Raw genomic sequence first — 14,865 nt, forward strand, 5'->3', positions numbered from 1 at the left:
AATCGATTTTGTCCCACTCTCTTTTTTGATATCGCCTTTTACATCTGTCTCAAACGCTCAATCCTATCGGCAATCGGCGGATGGGTAAAAAAGAGTGATTTAAATCCCGATTTTTTCTTAGGATCATTGATAAAGAGCGCTGCACTGGCATCATCAACCGGTTGCCGCATGGGCTCTGACTGTTCTAATTTAGAAAGTGCCGAAATCATTCCCTGAGGATTACGGGTTAATTCAACAGAACTGGCATCTGCCAGATATTCCCTCTGGCGTGAAATGGCCAGCTGAACTAGACTGGCTGCCAAAGGAGCAAGGATAATCGCCAGCAGTGACAAAATCAGGAGGATAATTTGCAGATAATCTCCGCCTTCATCATCGTCCGAACGGCGTCTGCTGCCGCCGCCAAACCAGAGCATGCGCCCTCCAATACTAGAAATAAGGGTGATCGCACTAGCTAGGGCAACCGCAATCGTCGAAATCCGAATGTCATAATTTCTGATATGGCTGATTTCGTGACCCACAACCCCTTCTAATTCTTCCCGGTTCATAACCGCTAAAAGGCCTGTTGTTGCCGCAACAGCGGCATTGCCGGGGTTGGATCCTGTTGCAAAAGCATTCAGAGATGGATCCTCAATCACAAAAACACGCGGCATAGGAATCTGGGCCACCATTGCCATATCCTCGACAATATGGTAATAATCAGGCATTTCCTCTGCTGTTACTTCACGCGCATTGTTCATGGACATAATGACATTGGTTGACTGAAAAATCATACTGATGGCGTAGATGCTGCCAATAATAAGGGCAATCAGCAGCCCTCCAATCCAATTATTCAGCCAAAGATAGCCAACAGCTGCCCCGATAGCTCCTAAAAGCAGAAAGAAAAGTAATAAGAGCAGGACAGTCCTGCGCTTATTACTTGCAATTTGTTCAAACAGCATATCAGTCTCCTAAGCCATTTGCTCCAAAGTCCACTTTGGGAACAGCCTTTTCTTCGGCAGGTGTTTCCAAAAATTTGCTCGGCTGGAAGTTAAACAATTTTCCAACAATGCTGCTCGGGAAAGTTTCCAATTTCACATTGTAATTAGCTGTTGTTGAGTTAAATAACTGACGGGAATAGGAAATTTTATTTTCAGTATTGGTCAATTCTTCTTGTAGTTTCAGATAATTAGCATTGGCTTTCAGATCTGGGTAACTCTCTGCAACAGCAAAGATACCTGCAACCTGTCTGCTAAGCGCATCCGAAGCAACCATCGCTTCCTGAGGGGTGGAAGCATTAGCCACCTGCTGGCGGAGGCTGGTTACTTTTTCCAAGGTTTCTTGCTCATATTTTCCATATCCCTTGACCGTTTCGATTAGATTAGGAATCAGGTCATTTCGGCGTTTGAGCTGAACATCAATCTGACTCCAAGACTCCTGAGTCTGCATGCGGCTTCTCACCAAGCCATTGTAGGCCAAAATAACCCAGCCAATCAAAGCAATCACTATAATTAACAAAATCCATACCATAAAGATTCTCTCCTTCAAATTCTTGTTTCTATTATATCAGAAATTAAGCTTTTATGTTAGAATAAATGATGATTAGAGAAGGAGAGCCCATGACCCCCCAAGAATTTTATCAGGCCTTAGCTGCACAAGGCATTGTACTAACTGAAAAACAAAAACAGGCCTTTGAGACCTATTTTCACCTTTTGGTCCAATGGAATCAAAAGATCAATCTAACCGCAATTACGGATAAGAATGAGGTTTACCTCAAACATTTTTACGACTCGGTTGCCCCTATTCTTCAGGGACATCTCCAAGATCAAAATCTCAAATTGCTCGATATTGGAGCCGGTGCCGGCTTTCCCAGTCTGCCTATGAAGATTCTTTTTCCTCAATTGAAGGTCACCATTATTGACTCTCTCAATAAACGAATCACCTTCTTGAAACACCTGGCTGAGGAGCTTGAACTTGACGGTGTTGCCTTTTATCATGGACGCGCTGAAGATTACGGCCAGAATAAGGCTTTCAGAGGACAATTTGATCTGGTAACCGCCAGAGCTGTTGCCCGTATGCAGGTCTTGGCCGAGCTAACCATTCCATTTTTAAAAGTAGGCGGTCAGCTCATTGCGCTTAAAGCCAGCGCTGCCGAAGACGAACTCCAAGAAGCTCAGCCAGCGTTGCAAACCCTCTTTGCAAAAGTCGAAACAAGTCTGGATTACCAGCTTCCCAATGGAGACTCCCGCAATCTCACACTCGTCAGCAAGAAAAAAGAAACCCCCAACAAGTACCCTCGCAAGGCCGGATTGCCTAATAAGAAACCCTTGTCATAACAGAACCAACCCTTGGGAGTTGGTCTTTTTACTGGTTTTTGCTATGATAAGGCTAGTTGATTTCAGGAGATAAATATGATCGAAAGCATTTCAAGACGTAAACTAACCGTCACCCAGCAGCTGAGCGCCAGCTTTTTGCTGGTTATCTTAATCGGAAGCCTCCTCCTTTCTCTGCCCTTGATGCACAATAGCAATGCTCCTGCTACCACTTATTTGGACCATCTTTTTAATACTGTTTCGATGGTTTGTGTAACAGGCTTATCGGTTGTTCCTGTCAGTCAGGCCTACAATGGTTTGGGGCAGCTGACGGCCATGCTGCTCATGCAGATTGGAGGACTGGGCTTGGTAACCTTGGTTTCACTCAGTTACTACAGCCTCAAACAAAAAATGACCTTGTCTGACCAGTCCCTGCTTCAGTCAGCCTTAAGCAGGAGCAATAGCAGCGGCTTGCGCCCCTATCTTTTTTTCATTTATAAGCTAACTTTCTGTCTAGAGGGAGTGGCAGCCTTAATCCTCATGATTGATTTTATCCCTCGCTTTGGCTGGGGACACGGTATTTTTAACAGTCTTTTTCTAGCGGTATCGGCCTTTTGTAATGCTGGTTTTGACAATTTCAGTACCACGAGTCTAACCGCTTATGCTACCAATCCTATCGTCAATATCACGGTTGCCTTTCTTATCATTGCAGGCGGTCTGGGCTTTGCCAACTGGCTAGATCTTGTCCGACGCTTCAAAGCTTATTGGCTTGAAAAGCCTCGCCATTTTAAACTGGCCTTCCAACCGTTGAGCATTCACACACGGTTGGTGCTTTACACAACTGCGACTATTCTGCTTCTGGGGACAGTCTCCGGCTGGCTGCTGGAGCTGAACAATCCTGGCACCTTAGCTCGTCTGAATCCTTTTCAGCAAGGTATGGTGAGCTTCTTCCAGTCTGTTACCATGCGAACCGCAGGCTTTGCTACGATTGATTATCAAGCCGCCAACAAGAGTACCAATCTTCTTTATATGCTGCAAATGATTATCGGTGGTGCTCCCGGAGGAACCGCTGGTGGTATCAAGGTGACCGTAGCAGCCCTGATTTTTCTGCTCTTTAAGTCCGAACTAAAGGGACAAAAACAGGTCGTTTTTAGAAACCGATCAATTCCACAAGCCCTTATCAGACAGACACTGACGATCTTAATTTTCTTTTTCTTGGCCTTGCTGTCTGGTTATTTCCTGCTTCTGATCACCGAACCCAAACTTGACAGCTTCTCCTTGCTTTTTGAAGCCATCAGCGCTCTGGCAACGGTGGGGGTTTCGATGGATGTGACGCCCAACCTTTCCACTGCAGGCCGTTTCATTATCATGGCCCTCATGTTCTTTGGCCGGGTCGGCCCCATCACTGTTTTATTGAGTTTACTGAACAAACCGGAAAAAAACATTCGCTATGCCGAAACTGATTTAACAATTGCCTAAGAAAGGAGCATTAAATCATGAAAACAAAAATAATTGGTGTGTTAGGACTGGGAATCTTCGGCCAAACCGTCGCCGAAGAGTTGAGCCAGTTTGGTCAAGAGGTTATCGTTATTGACAGCAAAGAAGACAATGTTACCGAGATTGCTGACCTTGTCAGTAAAGCTGTTATCGGTGATATTACCGACTTAGAACTTCTTGAAAAGGCGGGGATCGACCAGTGTGATGCCGTTGTCATTGCAACAGGGAACAACCTTGAAAGTTCCGTTCTGGCTGTCCGCAACTGTAAAAAATTAAAAATCCCCCACATTGTAACCAAGGCACGCAGCAGTACCTTCGAAGAAGTCCTTTACGCTGTCGGAGCCGATCACGTCATCTCTCCCGAACGTGAATCCGGTAAGAACTTGGCTTCAAGCCTGCTTCGCCAATCCATCGGTGATATCTATTATCTGGAAGGGGATATCTCTGTTATCGAATTCAAGGTTCCTAAGGCCTGGGTAGGTAGATCCATCAAAGATTTGGATATCCGCTCCAAATTTGACCTCAATCTTATTGGTATTCGGTCCTCCAAAGGAGAACCTCTGACCACCAATATCCCTATTGAAGCACCTTTAATAGAAGACAGCATCTTGGTAGCTGTCTCAAGCTCTCAAACCTTTGAAAAATTTGATTATTTGGGTTATTTTAGATAGGTAAAAGCCGTTCTTGTTTCAGAACGGCTTTTAAGATTGCCAAGGATTATAGAAACGCCCCTCGTTAAGAACTAATAACATCAAACTGAGCAAAAAAATCGCAACTGCTAAACTGATAACCACGTAATCTGAGACCTTGAAGTCTTGTCTGCTATACCAGGTTCGCTTCTTGTTTTTTCCGAAACGGCGAAGCTCCATCGCTGTTGAAACCACATCAATCCGCTCCAAAGAACTAAAAATTAAAGGGACAATGATTTGAAGGTTTCCCTTAATCCGCTGAAAAAGATTGGCTTTGGCAGACAGCTCCAACCCACGTGCCTCTTGGGACGTCCTAATCATCACAAATTCTTCCTGCACATCAGGAATATAACGCAGGGTCAAACTTACAGCATAGGCCACCCGATAAGACAGGCCGATTTGGTTAAGGCTGGACGCAAACTGACTGGGATTGGTCGTCATTAAAAAGAGAAGGGCCAGAGGAACTGTACAGAAATATTTTAAGAGTAAATTCAAGAGGTAAAACAACTCCTGACTGGTTACATAAAAAGGCCCCACTCCATCTAGCAAAATGGTCTTATGACCATAAATCTGTTCCCCATAACCAGGAGCAAACAGGTAAACCACGATTAAATTTAAAAGTGCAAATACAGCAACAAAAGTCAGTGCAAAAAAGACTTGTCGGAAGTGAATACCTGCTTGTTTAAATAAGAAGAGCGAAAAAAGCCCCACCGCAGCAATCAGACGCGTATCGTAAGTGGTCATGCAGGCAATAGAAACCAGCAGAAAGAAAATCAACTTGCTAGCTCCAGACAGACTATAAAGGAAACCTTGTCCATCCTGAAAACCAATAAAACCTTTAGCCATGAAGAAGCCCTCCAATCTGAATATAATAATCTGTTAGGGCCTTGGGATCAACAGCTAACTTTTCAGCCAGTTCAAAAAGACTGGTCTGCTTCAAATTTGCCTGCTTTAAAATAGCTGTTTGGCTAAATAATTCAATCGGTGGCAGATCAGCTATGACCTGTCCCTGATCAATGACAAGAGCTCGATCCGAATACTCCAACATGAGCTGCATATCATGTGTAATCATGACAATCGTGTGCCCCTGCTGATTAAGCTCATCAAGAAAACTCATAATCTCCGTATAATGTTTCTTGTCCTGACCTGCTGTTGGTTCATCAAGCAGGATGATACCCGGATTCAAGACTAAAATAGAAGCAATTGTTACCCTTTTTTTCTGTCCGAAGGAAAGGGCTGAGATCGGCCATTTCCGAAACTCAAAAAGCCCGCAGGTTTTAAGAACAGCCTCTACTCGCCTGCCAATCTCCTCTTCTGAGACACCGCGAAGCCGCAGCCCCAACGCAACTTCATCAAAAATCATAGGCTGACTGATCATCTGGTTAGGATTCTGCAGCACATAGCCTATGCGCTCTGAACGCTCTTTGATGGAGTCCTGACTAATATCTTTTCCTAAATAATGAAGCTGACCGCTATGCTCCAGAAATTGACAGAGGCATTTTGCCAGCGTAGACTTCCCAGCCCCATTCTTTCCAACGATGGCGATACGCTCTCCCCGATGAATGGATAGGGAAAGATCTCTAAGAATAGGCGCATGCTCCTGGTAACCAAAATGGAGATTCGAGACTTCCAAGATCGGGGCATCTTTTCTTGTCTGAGACTTTTGATACTGAGCTTGAAAGTTTACCTCTGAGAGATTCAGCCGCGACAAATCAGCTAAGTTTTGCGCCTTTTCCAGATCAAAGCCTAGCTGTCGTAAAACAGTGAGGTAGAGAGGTTCACGGATACCATTTTCAGCCAGCAACTTGGTTTTCAATAGCTCATCTGGACTGCCATCAAAAAGAAGATGCCCGTCATTAATAAGAATAATCTTGTCTACCGACCGATAAAGAACATCTTCTAAACGATGCTCTACAATAATCGTGGTCGTTCCTTCTTCCTGATGAATCTTATCAATCAAATCGACCGTTTCCTGACCTGACTTCGGATCCAGATTAGCCAACGGCTCATCAAAGAGTAAAATCGGACTTTCATCAATCAAGACCCCTGCCAAACTAACGCGCTGTTTCTGACCGCCAGACAAATCTTGAGGTCGGTGCTTCAAAAAGCTGCTAAGCGCCAAACGCTGAGCCCAGTCTTTGACTTTTTCAGACATTTCAGCCTGCTCCAGACAGTCATTCTCTAAAGCAAAAGCAACATCTTCTGCAACCGTCAAGCCAATGAATTGGCCATCCGGATCCTGAAGAACCGTTGACACTAAGTTTGATTTCTCATAGATCGATCGGTTAAAGGACTCTTTCCCGCCTATTGTGAGAGTTCCTGTCTGCTGGCCGGGATAGGTGTTTGGAATCAGACCATTCAGACAATGTGCCAAGGTCGATTTACCTGAGCCTGATGGCCCAATGATTAAAACTTTTTGTCCCCTATCAATCTGCAAGTTGATCTGTTTGAGTGTGGGTTCAGCCTGGGCATCGTATTTGAAAGAAAAATCCTGTAATTCAATAAAGGAGGTCATCGTTTTTCTCTAGTTTCTGAAATCTCTTAGTCTTTGGAAAGACTGTTGGACTGAGTGCGTGTTTTAGCATAAATCAGAATTAAGAGAGTCCCCCCAATTCCAATCGTAATAGCGTTAGCCAAGGTTGCAATGAGGCCTTGAATAAAGACCTTATTGGCTGGCTCACTATAAATCAGGATATCACCAAGCGGCGAGATGACTCCCCAGGCCAAAAGATTAGCCAAGATCTGAACAATATTAAAGGTAACCACATCCTTAGTGGCAAAAAGACCTTTGTCGACCTTAAATCGCTTGCTGGCCAATCCGATAAAAAGTCCGACAAGACCGCTTGAAACAACCCAAGACCACCATGGCGATCCAAATTGAATAAAATCTTTTAACGCATGTCCGATAAAACCAACAAAAAACCCGACACCTGGTCCAAAAAGGACTGCAAAAAGGGCTTGGACAGCATATTGCAGCTGAATGCTCGTATTTGAAAACAGCGGAATACTGATAAACATGCCAATAATGACAAAAAGGGCAGCTCCGATACCTGTTGCAACAACCGATCTAATCGTATTATTTTTCATGATGTTCTCTTTCTCCTCTTAGTTTATTTTTTTGATTTCAAGATGCCATTGTGGTCCGACACCGACATTATAGGCTTTGGCAAAGGAGCCCTGATTGATGGCTAGACCAACGCGATAAAGTGAGTTGATATAGATGAGCGGCTGGCCAATGCGGACATCCGCAAAAGACTTGCCGTAAGTCACCTGATTCTGGTAAACCAGCATATCATTGTTGAAGATAGTCACCTCATAACGATCACCGAACTGAGGTTCCAGCGAATAAAACTCTTCTCGGGTAATGGAGGTCCAGAGGGAACCAAAGCGGACATCTAAGATATCTACCGCTCCGCGAACTAAATTGTCCTCAAGGACTGTCTCCACTACTGGCAACTCAACAATTGCATCAACTGACAATTCCGGCCCGACATCTTCAAAACTAATATGCCCACTAGCCAGTTTAGCTCCTGTAAATGCATAAACATCACGGCCGTGGAAGGTATAAGACAGCTCGGTATTGTCTCGACGATTTTTAACCTCCGAAATCTCCCGAACAGCCTTAATACCGACATGCTTTTTGATATAAGACAGTGTTCCATTATCTGGTGTGACAATATACTGATTTTTTTGGGTTAGAGCAACAACGCTCTTGCGGGAAGAACCTACCCCAGGATCAACCACTGAAACAAAGGTTGTGCCTTCGGGCCAATATTCTACCGTCTGAAAAAGACGGTAGGAACCCTCAAAAATGTTGTAAGGAGTGATATCGTGTGTCAGATGATGAATAACTAAGGTGGGCTCTTCCTGAAGGGCGACCCCAATCATCGCTGAAACCGCACCATCCACCAGACCAAAATCTGACTGTAAGACGAGTAAATTATGACTCATTTAAAGCAAATAACCTTTCTGTTGATTGAGATGCTTAAAAGCATCCTTTTTACTTATGACTGATTCTACGGGTCAGAGCATCTCCGGCAAACTGAATAGTAAAAATCAAAAGAAGAATGATAAAAGTAGCCACCCAAGTCACATCATTGTTGAAACGGTTATAACCATAAGAAATAGCTATATTCCCCAGACCGCCGGCACCGATAGCCCCAGCCATGGCCGTCTCACCAACAAGGGAAATCAAGGTCACCGTTGATACGCGAATAAGATCCGGCAGACCTTCACCAAGATAGACTTTGACAATATCCCAAAAAGTTGCGCCTGAAGCCTGAGCCGCCTCAATCACTCCGCGATCCAATTCGGAAAAGACCACTTGAACCTGACGAGCAAAAAAAGGAAAGGTCGCAAATGAGAGAGGAACTAGAGCGGCTGTCGCCCCCAAATTGTCCTGAAGGATAAGATAAGTTAGCGGCGCTAGAACAGCGATTAAAATAACAAAAGGAATGGCTCTGAACGTCGATGTCACCTTGTCAATTACCCAAGCAACTGGTTTATTTTCAATAACACCGCCTGGTCCCATAAGCACCAAAAGCAGACCAAAGATCAGACCAACGGCTCCGCCAATAAGGAAAGGCACAATGGTCATATAAAGGGTGCTCCCCAAAGCTGTCAGCCAGCCAGTATCTCCAAAAAGTCCTAATTCATAGACATTAGGAAGGTATTCTTTAATCACATCCATCTTATACGCCCTCCTTTAGTATTTTTACTTGCAGGTTAGAGGCTTTCAGTTCCTGTAAAGCCGCCTCAAGTCCTTGGCGGTTTCCGTCAAGGACAACAATCATCTCACCAACTGGGGTTTCTTCCAAAATTTCAATATTGCCATATAGAATATTGGTTGTCACCTGATGGCGGCTGTAAATCTGGTTAAGAATGGGTTCATCAGTTGATGAACCTGCATATTTAAGCTGAACCAGAAGGCTGCTGGCCGGCAGGTTTTTCACCAGATCTTGCTCTTCAATCTTAGATAGGGCTTCATCAATTCCCGTCGCCGTTGTAATGAAGTCCTGCGTCAGAGGCTGAACAGGGTTGGAGAAAATATCCAAAATCGAACCTTCCTCAATCAAACGGCCATCTTGCATAACAGCCACCCGATTACAAATATCCTTGACAATCTGCATCTCATGGGTAATCATGACAATGGTCAGACCTAGCTTCTGGTTTAGCTCTTGCAAAAGCGCTAAAATTTGCTTGGTTGTCTTTGGATCAAGGGCTGAAGTTGCTTCATCTGAAATTAAAATTTTGGGGTCATTGGCCAGAGCACGCGCAATCGCCACCCGCTGTTTCTGTCCCCCTGACAGCTGAGCAGGGTAATTTTCCGCACGGTCTGACAGACCAACCAGCTCTAAGAGTTCAGTTACTTTTTTCTCTTTGTCTTCCTTAGAGAGACCCGAATGGCGCAAGGCAAAGGCCACGTTTTCACGAGCTGTTTTTTGGGCCATCAGATTGAAGTGCTGGAAAATCATGCCAATTTGACGACGTTTCTGACGCAATTCCTCACTGGTCAGCTGAACCTTGCGATCAGCAAAGGTCGTATCCCCATCCACTAAAACACGGCCATCTGTTGGGGTCTGAAGCAGATTGATGACACGGACCAGAGTTGATTTTCCGGCGCCCGAATAACCGACGATGCCGTAAATATCCCCCTGCTGAATATGGAGAGTGACATCCTTGACCGCTTCAATGACACGATTTTTCTGATGGAAGGTGATATCAATATGATTTAATTCGATAATCGCTTTACTCATACGTTTTTATTAACTCCTTAATTAACTCAATATGGGTATAGTAGTCAGCTAGGCTGACATTTTCATCCCCACCATGATCACGGCTGTTAGGGTTACCCAAACCAAAGGCCAGCATAGGGACTTTTAAGGCCTCATAAACCATGTGCATAGGGCCAGTACCAGCTGCCGTCGGAAGCACGGAAACACCTGGACGGTAGAACCGCTCCGCTAACTGAATCACGTTCAGAATAGCCGGATGACTCATATCGCTGCGATAAGATTCCTCCCCTAAGGTATAAGTCACCTTGACTTTTTCAAAACCATGACGTCGCAGATGACTGTTGATTTTTTCAAAGACATACCGAGGACTCAGACCCGGCACAAGCCGCATCTCCATTTTAGCCTTGGCTGTCGCAGGCAGAATCGTTTTGACCCCCTGCCCCTGATAACCTGAGGAAAGTCCCTCAATAGAAAGAGCTGGTTCAAAGAAATAGGTTCTGAGGAAGGCTTTCCTGTCCTTCTTGAGGCTAGGCAGTCTGAGGTCGTATAATCTTCGCAAACTGTCACTATTTTCCAGAGCATATTTATCAACCAGCTCCAGTTCACGTTCATTTGGCTGAATGACCTGGTCATAGATACCATCAATGAGGATACGACCGTCTGCGGCTCTCATACTTGATATCGCATTTAGCAGATACCATGATGCCGATTCGATGACGGCACCAAATTTGGAGTGAATATCTACTTCTGCACTGGACACAGACAGGTCAAAAGTGATAATTCCCTTATTACCTCCCGTAACTTCCAGCTGTCCCAGAATATTCTTTGTGCCCTGCTCCCAAATCAGCAAGTCTGCAGGCAGCAAACGGTCTCTGTATTTAGCCAAGTATTTCTCCAAATCAGTAGAGGCTGACTCTTCTGCCCCTTCCATGATAAAGGTAATATTGACAGGTAAGTCACCAATCTGGCGCAGGTATTTGCGAACAGCTGTCAGGCGGGCAGTAATGTGCCCCTTATCATCATCAACACCCCGGCCATACATATAGCCTTTTCGAACCGTCAATGTAAAAGGATCATTGGTCCAGACCTGATCATCATCTGCTGGTACGGTATCATAATGATTGTAAAAGATAATCGTCTTGGCATCTGGTTTGGGACTCTTAAACTTAGCGATGACAAAAGGGGCCTCATAGGTCTCATCAATGGTCACTTCCGCTCCAGCATTTGCAAAGGTCTCTCCTAAATAGGCTGCAACCTCTTGGAGCCCCACCTGTTGAGCAAAAATCGATTTTTTTGAAATGAGATGGCGCAAAACCTCAAAATAATGCTGAGCAATCTCGTCATCTCTAAAGGCTTTAATCAGTTCCTTTTCGCTTAAAAACGCCATGACTTCCTCTCCTAAAAGACAAAACGGCGTGCTGACACACGCCCTCGTCTTGTTTTATTGTTTACCAAACGGGTTGATCAATATCGTCTGATGTTTCTTTAATCACTTTTTTAACCGCATCGGTGTGGTAGGCTTTTACCAACTTCTTAATCGCTGCGGCCTTATCTGATTTTTTCCAGTCCTTTTGACCTGCAATGACGTTAATCCATTGTTTAGAACTGTCATCAACCTTCTCTTCGTAAAGAGAGGTTTTGTAGTCAATTTTAGCTGGTACAGCATAGCTGTTATTAACAATTGCAGCATCTGCTGAAGAAAGCGCACGCGCTGTCTGACTGGCATCAACTTCTTTAATATCCAGATTTTTCGGATTTGATGTGATATTAGCCTTGGTCGCCAGAGCATCACCAGAAACATTCAGTTTAATTAAGCCAGCTGCCTGAAGGACAAAGAGGGCACGGCTTTCGTTTGTCGCATCATTTGGAACCGCAATTTGTGCACCTTCAGGTAATTGAGAAACCTTTGTGTATTTAGCCTTACCAGCCTCGGTACCTGAGAAAAGATGGATGGGACTGATATAAGTTTCAGCAATCGTTACCAAATCGGCTTTGTTTTCTTTATTCCAGTTATTCAGGAAATTATAATGCTGGAAAGCGTTAATATCAATATCACCGTTCTTCAGAGCTTTATTCGGCTGAGAATAATCGGTAAACTGCTTAAATTTCAGTTTGATATTATCTTTCTCAAGAAGTTCCTGAATCTTATCCCAACGCTTCTCATCGGAATCGGTCATAGTCATCACACCAACTGTCAGGGTATTCTTTGAATCATTTTGACCACAGGCTGTCAAGAAAACACCCGCTGCGAGTGCCAAGACACCCAAACCTAACCATTTTTTCAATTTCATTTATTTAAGTCCTACTTTCTTTTTTCAATGCTATTATTCTCTCATAAGAAGTTTGTCTTTTCAAATTGTTATTACACAGACGTCGTTATAGTTTATAACTATAACACCAACTTCTAAAAAAATCAGGCAAGCCTGATTTTTTTATTTGATATCTGCCTTGTCAGGAAGATAGCTGCCATCTAAGAACTTCTTAGACAGTTTTTCCAATGTACCGTTATCATAAAGTGTTTTTATGCGCTTATTAACAAAGGTCTGCAAGTCTTTTTGATCTTGGGCAAAAACAAAGTAGACGTAAGGTTTGTCATTGCTGTCCAGGTCGAGCTCGCGAATCTTGATATTGTCCAAACCTTGCTCTTTAACGATGGTCTTAATCGTCTGCGTTTCGAAAATCTTGTAGTCATACTTCCCGTTATCAACATTAAGTAGCATTGGACCAATTTCTTCACTGGTGTAATTGATTTCTGTTTTAGCATCCGGATGTTCTTTGTTGTAGTCTTCCAGCAGCTTAGCCGTTGAAGTTCCCTGAACCACTTGAGTTGATTTACCAGCGATATCATCAAAAGATTTAATCTTTGAATCCTTATTCACAGCTAAAACCAGAGGATTGGTTGCTGTTGGGTTAGAGTAGAGGTACTTAGCTGCGCGCTCTTCACTGTAACTGATATTATTAGCCCCAATCTGGAACTTGTCACTGTCCAGACCTGAAAAAACACTGGTCCAGCTGGTTTTTTGAATTTTCAGCTTGTACTTGCTAGAGCCTTTAAAGACCGCACGTGCTACTTCAATGTCATAGCCGGTCAATTTGCCATCTTTTTCATAAGAAAAGGGTTTGGTCGTTCCAACGGTCGCCAGCGTAACTGTTTCTTTTTTAGAAGCCGCACTAGCTTCGTTTTTAGAAGTGACTGCTGTCACTGCCAAAGCTGATAAAAGCGCTAAGCTCCCCACTTTGACTATTGTTTTCAATTTCATAATCGTCCTCCAAGGATGTGATGTTACTATCTTATCACTAATTTCAGACCTTGCCTATTAGATTATTCCTATCAAGTGATAGGCAATTTCTATCAGAACAAAAAACCAGCTGGCAGTTGGAACTGCCAGCTGGTTTTATTGAAAAAGAAAAGTTTTAGGAATGGTTATAGTATACCTCTTCTTTGGGAGTGAGGCATCGGTCTTAGGACTGAATTTGGCAAAAAGTCCTCAAAAGGAAAGCCTCTTTGGAATAGCTTTTTGGAGATTAATGGATTATAATAAAAGTAAGATAAACGAGAAGAGGTCCGCGTATGAACAAAGAATTTGAAGCCTTCAAACAAACCTTATCCGAAGACAGTCTTAGGCAGATTTACGATGAAACGAAAATCGAACTTTCTGAAACGGAGCTGGAAGGGTCAGATGCTTTCTCTTTTGCCTTCGTCTCACAGATGGCAGTCAACCTGGTTGAAAAGTACCATGACTGGCTTCAAGACGACAAGTCTTCCGATGACAAGTAAAAATAATGAACAAGCCCCTTTTTGCTTAAGCAGAAAAAGGGGCTTTTGTTTTAATAGACGTACTGCTTTAGTTAAGCCCTAACTCCTTTTTACTGGGGAGATAACTGCCACCTAGATATTTCTGACTGAGTTTCTTCAAACGGCCAGTCTGATAGAGTTTTTTTAGGGCTTTATCAAATTCTTTTTGCAATTTTCCGCTGTCAGAAGAAAAGATAATGTAATTATTCGGATTGGCAGAGAGATCGAGTTTCAGTACCTTTAAGTCAAGATTTTTTTGCTTGATAATAGTCTCAACGGAAATTTTATCAAAAATCAAATAATCAAATTCCCCATTCTCCAAATCAAGGAGACGTTTGGAGACATCTTCACCGGAATAGGTGATTTTCGACGGTTTACTACTGTGTTCTTTATTCCAGTCCTCCACCAGCTTAGCCGTCGATGTTCCTGTATCATCCTGAGTGGTTCGACCACCGATGTTATCGAGCGATTTGATGTCAGATCCTTCTGGAACAACCAGCACTAGCGGGTTAGCTGCTATGGGAAGAGAGTAACGGTATTTTGTCGCACGCGCCTCGGTATAACTGAGGTTATTGGCTGCTACCTGGTAGTGACCGCTGTCTAGTCCGACAAAAATGCTCTCCCAAGCTGTTTTCTTAAAGGAAAAACGGTAATTTGTCATATACTTATCGGCAGCCTTGAGCACTTCAATATCATAGCCGGTTAATTTGCCACCGTTTTCATAAGAAAAGGGCTTGATGTCGCCTGCTGTCGCCACGACAGTCTCCTTTTCCTGAGCTGCCACAACATGTGGAAAAACAACCAATGATAGGGTTGTTAACCCTAAAACCATAACTTTTTTCATACCAACCTCCTACTGA

The 14,865-nt window shown here is 43.7% G+C and carries 16 protein-coding genes; 4 read left to right on the forward strand and 12 right to left on the reverse strand.

Translation table 11 applies throughout. The features are described 5' to 3' along the window. Positions 1-38: 38 nt before the first annotated feature. Together htpX and A3GY_RS0108505 are read right to left on the reverse strand one after the other, a co-directional pair. Positions 39-938 (reverse strand): zinc metalloprotease HtpX, encoded by a 900-nt coding sequence (gene htpX / locus A3GY_RS0108500; protein ID WP_018030981.1) that lies wholly within the window; start codon positions 936-938, stop codon positions 39-41. A gap of 1 nt (position 939) precedes the next feature. Beyond that, positions 940-1,506, reverse strand: coding sequence for a LemA family protein (locus A3GY_RS0108505; protein ID WP_018030982.1), 567 nt, complete (start codon positions 1,504-1,506; stop codon positions 940-942). A gap of 89 nt (positions 1,507-1,595) precedes the next feature. Between A3GY_RS0108505 and rsmG the strand changes: the two genes are divergently transcribed. The 3 genes from rsmG to A3GY_RS0108520 all read left to right on the forward strand — a co-directional run bounded on the left by rsmG (position 1,596) and on the right by A3GY_RS0108520 (position 4,456). Next, positions 1,596-2,312 carry a 16S rRNA (guanine(527)-N(7))-methyltransferase RsmG gene (gene rsmG / locus A3GY_RS0108510; RefSeq protein ID WP_018030983.1) on the forward strand — a complete coding sequence of 239 codons (717 nt, stop codon included), beginning with the start codon at positions 1,596-1,598 and terminating at the stop codon, positions 2,310-2,312. A gap of 75 nt (positions 2,313-2,387) precedes the next feature. Beyond that, positions 2,388-3,767 carry a TrkH family potassium uptake protein gene (locus A3GY_RS0108515; RefSeq protein WP_018030984.1) on the forward strand — a complete coding sequence of 460 codons (1,380 nt, stop codon included), beginning with the start codon at positions 2,388-2,390 and terminating at the stop codon, positions 3,765-3,767. 17 nt (positions 3,768-3,784) lie between these two features. Continuing rightward, on the forward strand, positions 3,785-4,456 hold the full coding sequence (locus A3GY_RS0108520) for a potassium channel family protein (RefSeq protein ID WP_018030985.1): 672 nt from the start codon (positions 3,785-3,787) through the stop codon (positions 4,454-4,456). A 30-nt stretch (positions 4,457-4,486) separates the two neighbouring features. On the opposite strand, the gene A3GY_RS0108525 is transcribed toward A3GY_RS0108520, so the two are convergent. The 9 genes from A3GY_RS0108525 to A3GY_RS0108565 form a co-directional block, all read right to left on the reverse strand. Next, entirely contained in the window at positions 4,487-5,320 is an 834-nt protein-coding gene (locus A3GY_RS0108525) for an energy-coupling factor transporter transmembrane component T family protein (protein WP_018030986.1), read from the reverse strand. Then, positions 5,313-6,989, reverse strand: coding sequence for an ABC transporter ATP-binding protein (locus tag A3GY_RS0108530; protein ID WP_018030987.1), 1,677 nt, complete (start codon positions 6,987-6,989; stop codon positions 5,313-5,315). The genes A3GY_RS0108525 and A3GY_RS0108530 overlap by 8 nt, the downstream gene beginning before the upstream one ends. Positions 6,990-7,015: 26 nt before the next feature. After that, on the reverse strand, positions 7,016-7,561 hold the full coding sequence (locus tag A3GY_RS0108535) for an ECF-type riboflavin transporter substrate-binding protein (RefSeq protein WP_018030988.1): 546 nt from the start codon (positions 7,559-7,561) through the stop codon (positions 7,016-7,018). 18 nt (positions 7,562-7,579) lie between these two features. Next, positions 7,580-8,425 (reverse strand): SAM hydrolase/SAM-dependent halogenase family protein, encoded by an 846-nt coding sequence (locus A3GY_RS0108540; protein WP_018030989.1) that lies wholly within the window; start codon positions 8,423-8,425, stop codon positions 7,580-7,582. A 49-nt stretch (positions 8,426-8,474) separates the two neighbouring features. Then, entirely contained in the window at positions 8,475-9,164 is a 690-nt protein-coding gene (locus A3GY_RS0108545; protein ID WP_018030990.1) for a methionine ABC transporter permease, read from the reverse strand. 1 nt (position 9,165) lies between these two features. Then, positions 9,166-10,230: a methionine ABC transporter ATP-binding protein gene (locus A3GY_RS0108550; protein WP_018030991.1), complete on the reverse strand. Its 1,065-nt coding sequence runs from the start codon at positions 10,228-10,230 to the stop codon at positions 9,166-9,168. Beyond that, positions 10,223-11,596, reverse strand: a complete 1,374-nt coding sequence (locus tag A3GY_RS0108555) for a M20/M25/M40 family metallo-hydrolase (protein ID WP_018030992.1) — start codon at positions 11,594-11,596, stop codon at positions 10,223-10,225. Before A3GY_RS0108555 ends, A3GY_RS0108550 begins: the two co-directional genes overlap by 8 nt. A gap of 61 nt (positions 11,597-11,657) precedes the next feature. Further along, positions 11,658-12,500: a MetQ/NlpA family ABC transporter substrate-binding protein gene (locus tag A3GY_RS0108560; protein WP_018030993.1), complete on the reverse strand. Its 843-nt coding sequence runs from the start codon at positions 12,498-12,500 to the stop codon at positions 11,658-11,660. A 141-nt stretch (positions 12,501-12,641) separates the two neighbouring features. After that, positions 12,642-13,469, reverse strand: a complete 828-nt coding sequence (locus A3GY_RS0108565) for an amino acid ABC transporter substrate-binding protein (protein WP_018030994.1) — start codon at positions 13,467-13,469, stop codon at positions 12,642-12,644. Positions 13,470-13,780: 311 nt separating this feature from the next. Between A3GY_RS0108565 and A3GY_RS0108575 the strand changes: the two genes are divergently transcribed. Continuing rightward, positions 13,781-13,987 (forward strand): hypothetical protein, encoded by a 207-nt coding sequence (locus tag A3GY_RS0108575; protein WP_018030996.1) that lies wholly within the window; start codon positions 13,781-13,783, stop codon positions 13,985-13,987. Between the two features lie 67 nt (positions 13,988-14,054). On the opposite strand, the gene A3GY_RS0108580 is transcribed toward A3GY_RS0108575, so the two are convergent. Further along, positions 14,055-14,849, reverse strand: a complete 795-nt coding sequence (locus A3GY_RS0108580) for a transporter substrate-binding domain-containing protein (protein ID WP_018030997.1) — start codon at positions 14,847-14,849, stop codon at positions 14,055-14,057. Positions 14,850-14,865 lie beyond the last annotated feature (16 nt).

Source organism: Streptococcus ferus DSM 20646 (assembly GCF_000372425.1).
Classification (GTDB): domain Bacteria; phylum Bacillota; class Bacilli; order Lactobacillales; family Streptococcaceae; genus Streptococcus; species Streptococcus ferus.

What these genes read in the sequence shown, in the direction of transcription:
- A3GY_RS0108530 (WP_018030987.1), bottom strand. Translation starts at nt 6,989, where the DNA reads ATGACCTCCTTTATTGAATTACAGGATTTTTCTTTCAAATACGATGCC.
- A3GY_RS0108525 (WP_018030986.1), bottom strand. Translation starts at nt 5,320, where the DNA reads ATGGCTAAAGGTTTTATTGGTTTTCAGGATGGACAAGGTTTCCTTTAT.
- A3GY_RS0108560 (WP_018030993.1), bottom strand. Translation starts at nt 12,500, where the DNA reads ATGAAATTGAAAAAATGGTTAGGTTTGGGTGTCTTGGCACTCGCAGCG.
- rsmG (WP_018030983.1), top strand. Translation starts at nt 1,596, where the DNA reads ATGACCCCCCAAGAATTTTATCAGGCCTTAGCTGCACAAGGCATTGTA.
- A3GY_RS0108515 (WP_018030984.1), top strand. Translation starts at nt 2,388, where the DNA reads ATGATCGAAAGCATTTCAAGACGTAAACTAACCGTCACCCAGCAGCTG.
- A3GY_RS0108535 (WP_018030988.1), bottom strand. Translation starts at nt 7,561, where the DNA reads ATGAAAAATAATACGATTAGATCGGTTGTTGCAACAGGTATCGGAGCT.
- A3GY_RS0108555 (WP_018030992.1), bottom strand. Translation starts at nt 11,596, where the DNA reads ATGGCGTTTTTAAGCGAAAAGGAACTGATTAAAGCCTTTAGAGATGAC.
- htpX (WP_018030981.1), bottom strand. Translation starts at nt 938, where the DNA reads ATGCTGTTTGAACAAATTGCAAGTAATAAGCGCAGGACTGTCCTGCTC.
- A3GY_RS0108505 (WP_018030982.1), bottom strand. Translation starts at nt 1,506, where the DNA reads ATGGTATGGATTTTGTTAATTATAGTGATTGCTTTGATTGGCTGGGTT.
- A3GY_RS0108540 (WP_018030989.1), bottom strand. Translation starts at nt 8,425, where the DNA reads ATGAGTCATAATTTACTCGTCTTACAGTCAGATTTTGGTCTGGTGGAT.
- A3GY_RS0108550 (WP_018030991.1), bottom strand. Translation starts at nt 10,230, where the DNA reads ATGAGTAAAGCGATTATCGAATTAAATCATATTGATATCACCTTCCAT.
- A3GY_RS0108580 (WP_018030997.1), bottom strand. Translation starts at nt 14,849, where the DNA reads ATGAAAAAAGTTATGGTTTTAGGGTTAACAACCCTATCATTGGTTGTT.
- A3GY_RS0108520 (WP_018030985.1), top strand. Translation starts at nt 3,785, where the DNA reads ATGAAAACAAAAATAATTGGTGTGTTAGGACTGGGAATCTTCGGCCAA.
- A3GY_RS0108545 (WP_018030990.1), bottom strand. Translation starts at nt 9,164, where the DNA reads ATGGATGTGATTAAAGAATACCTTCCTAATGTCTATGAATTAGGACTT.
- A3GY_RS0108575 (WP_018030996.1), top strand. Translation starts at nt 13,781, where the DNA reads ATGAACAAAGAATTTGAAGCCTTCAAACAAACCTTATCCGAAGACAGT.
- A3GY_RS0108565 (WP_018030994.1), bottom strand. Translation starts at nt 13,469, where the DNA reads ATGAAATTGAAAACAATAGTCAAAGTGGGGAGCTTAGCGCTTTTATCA.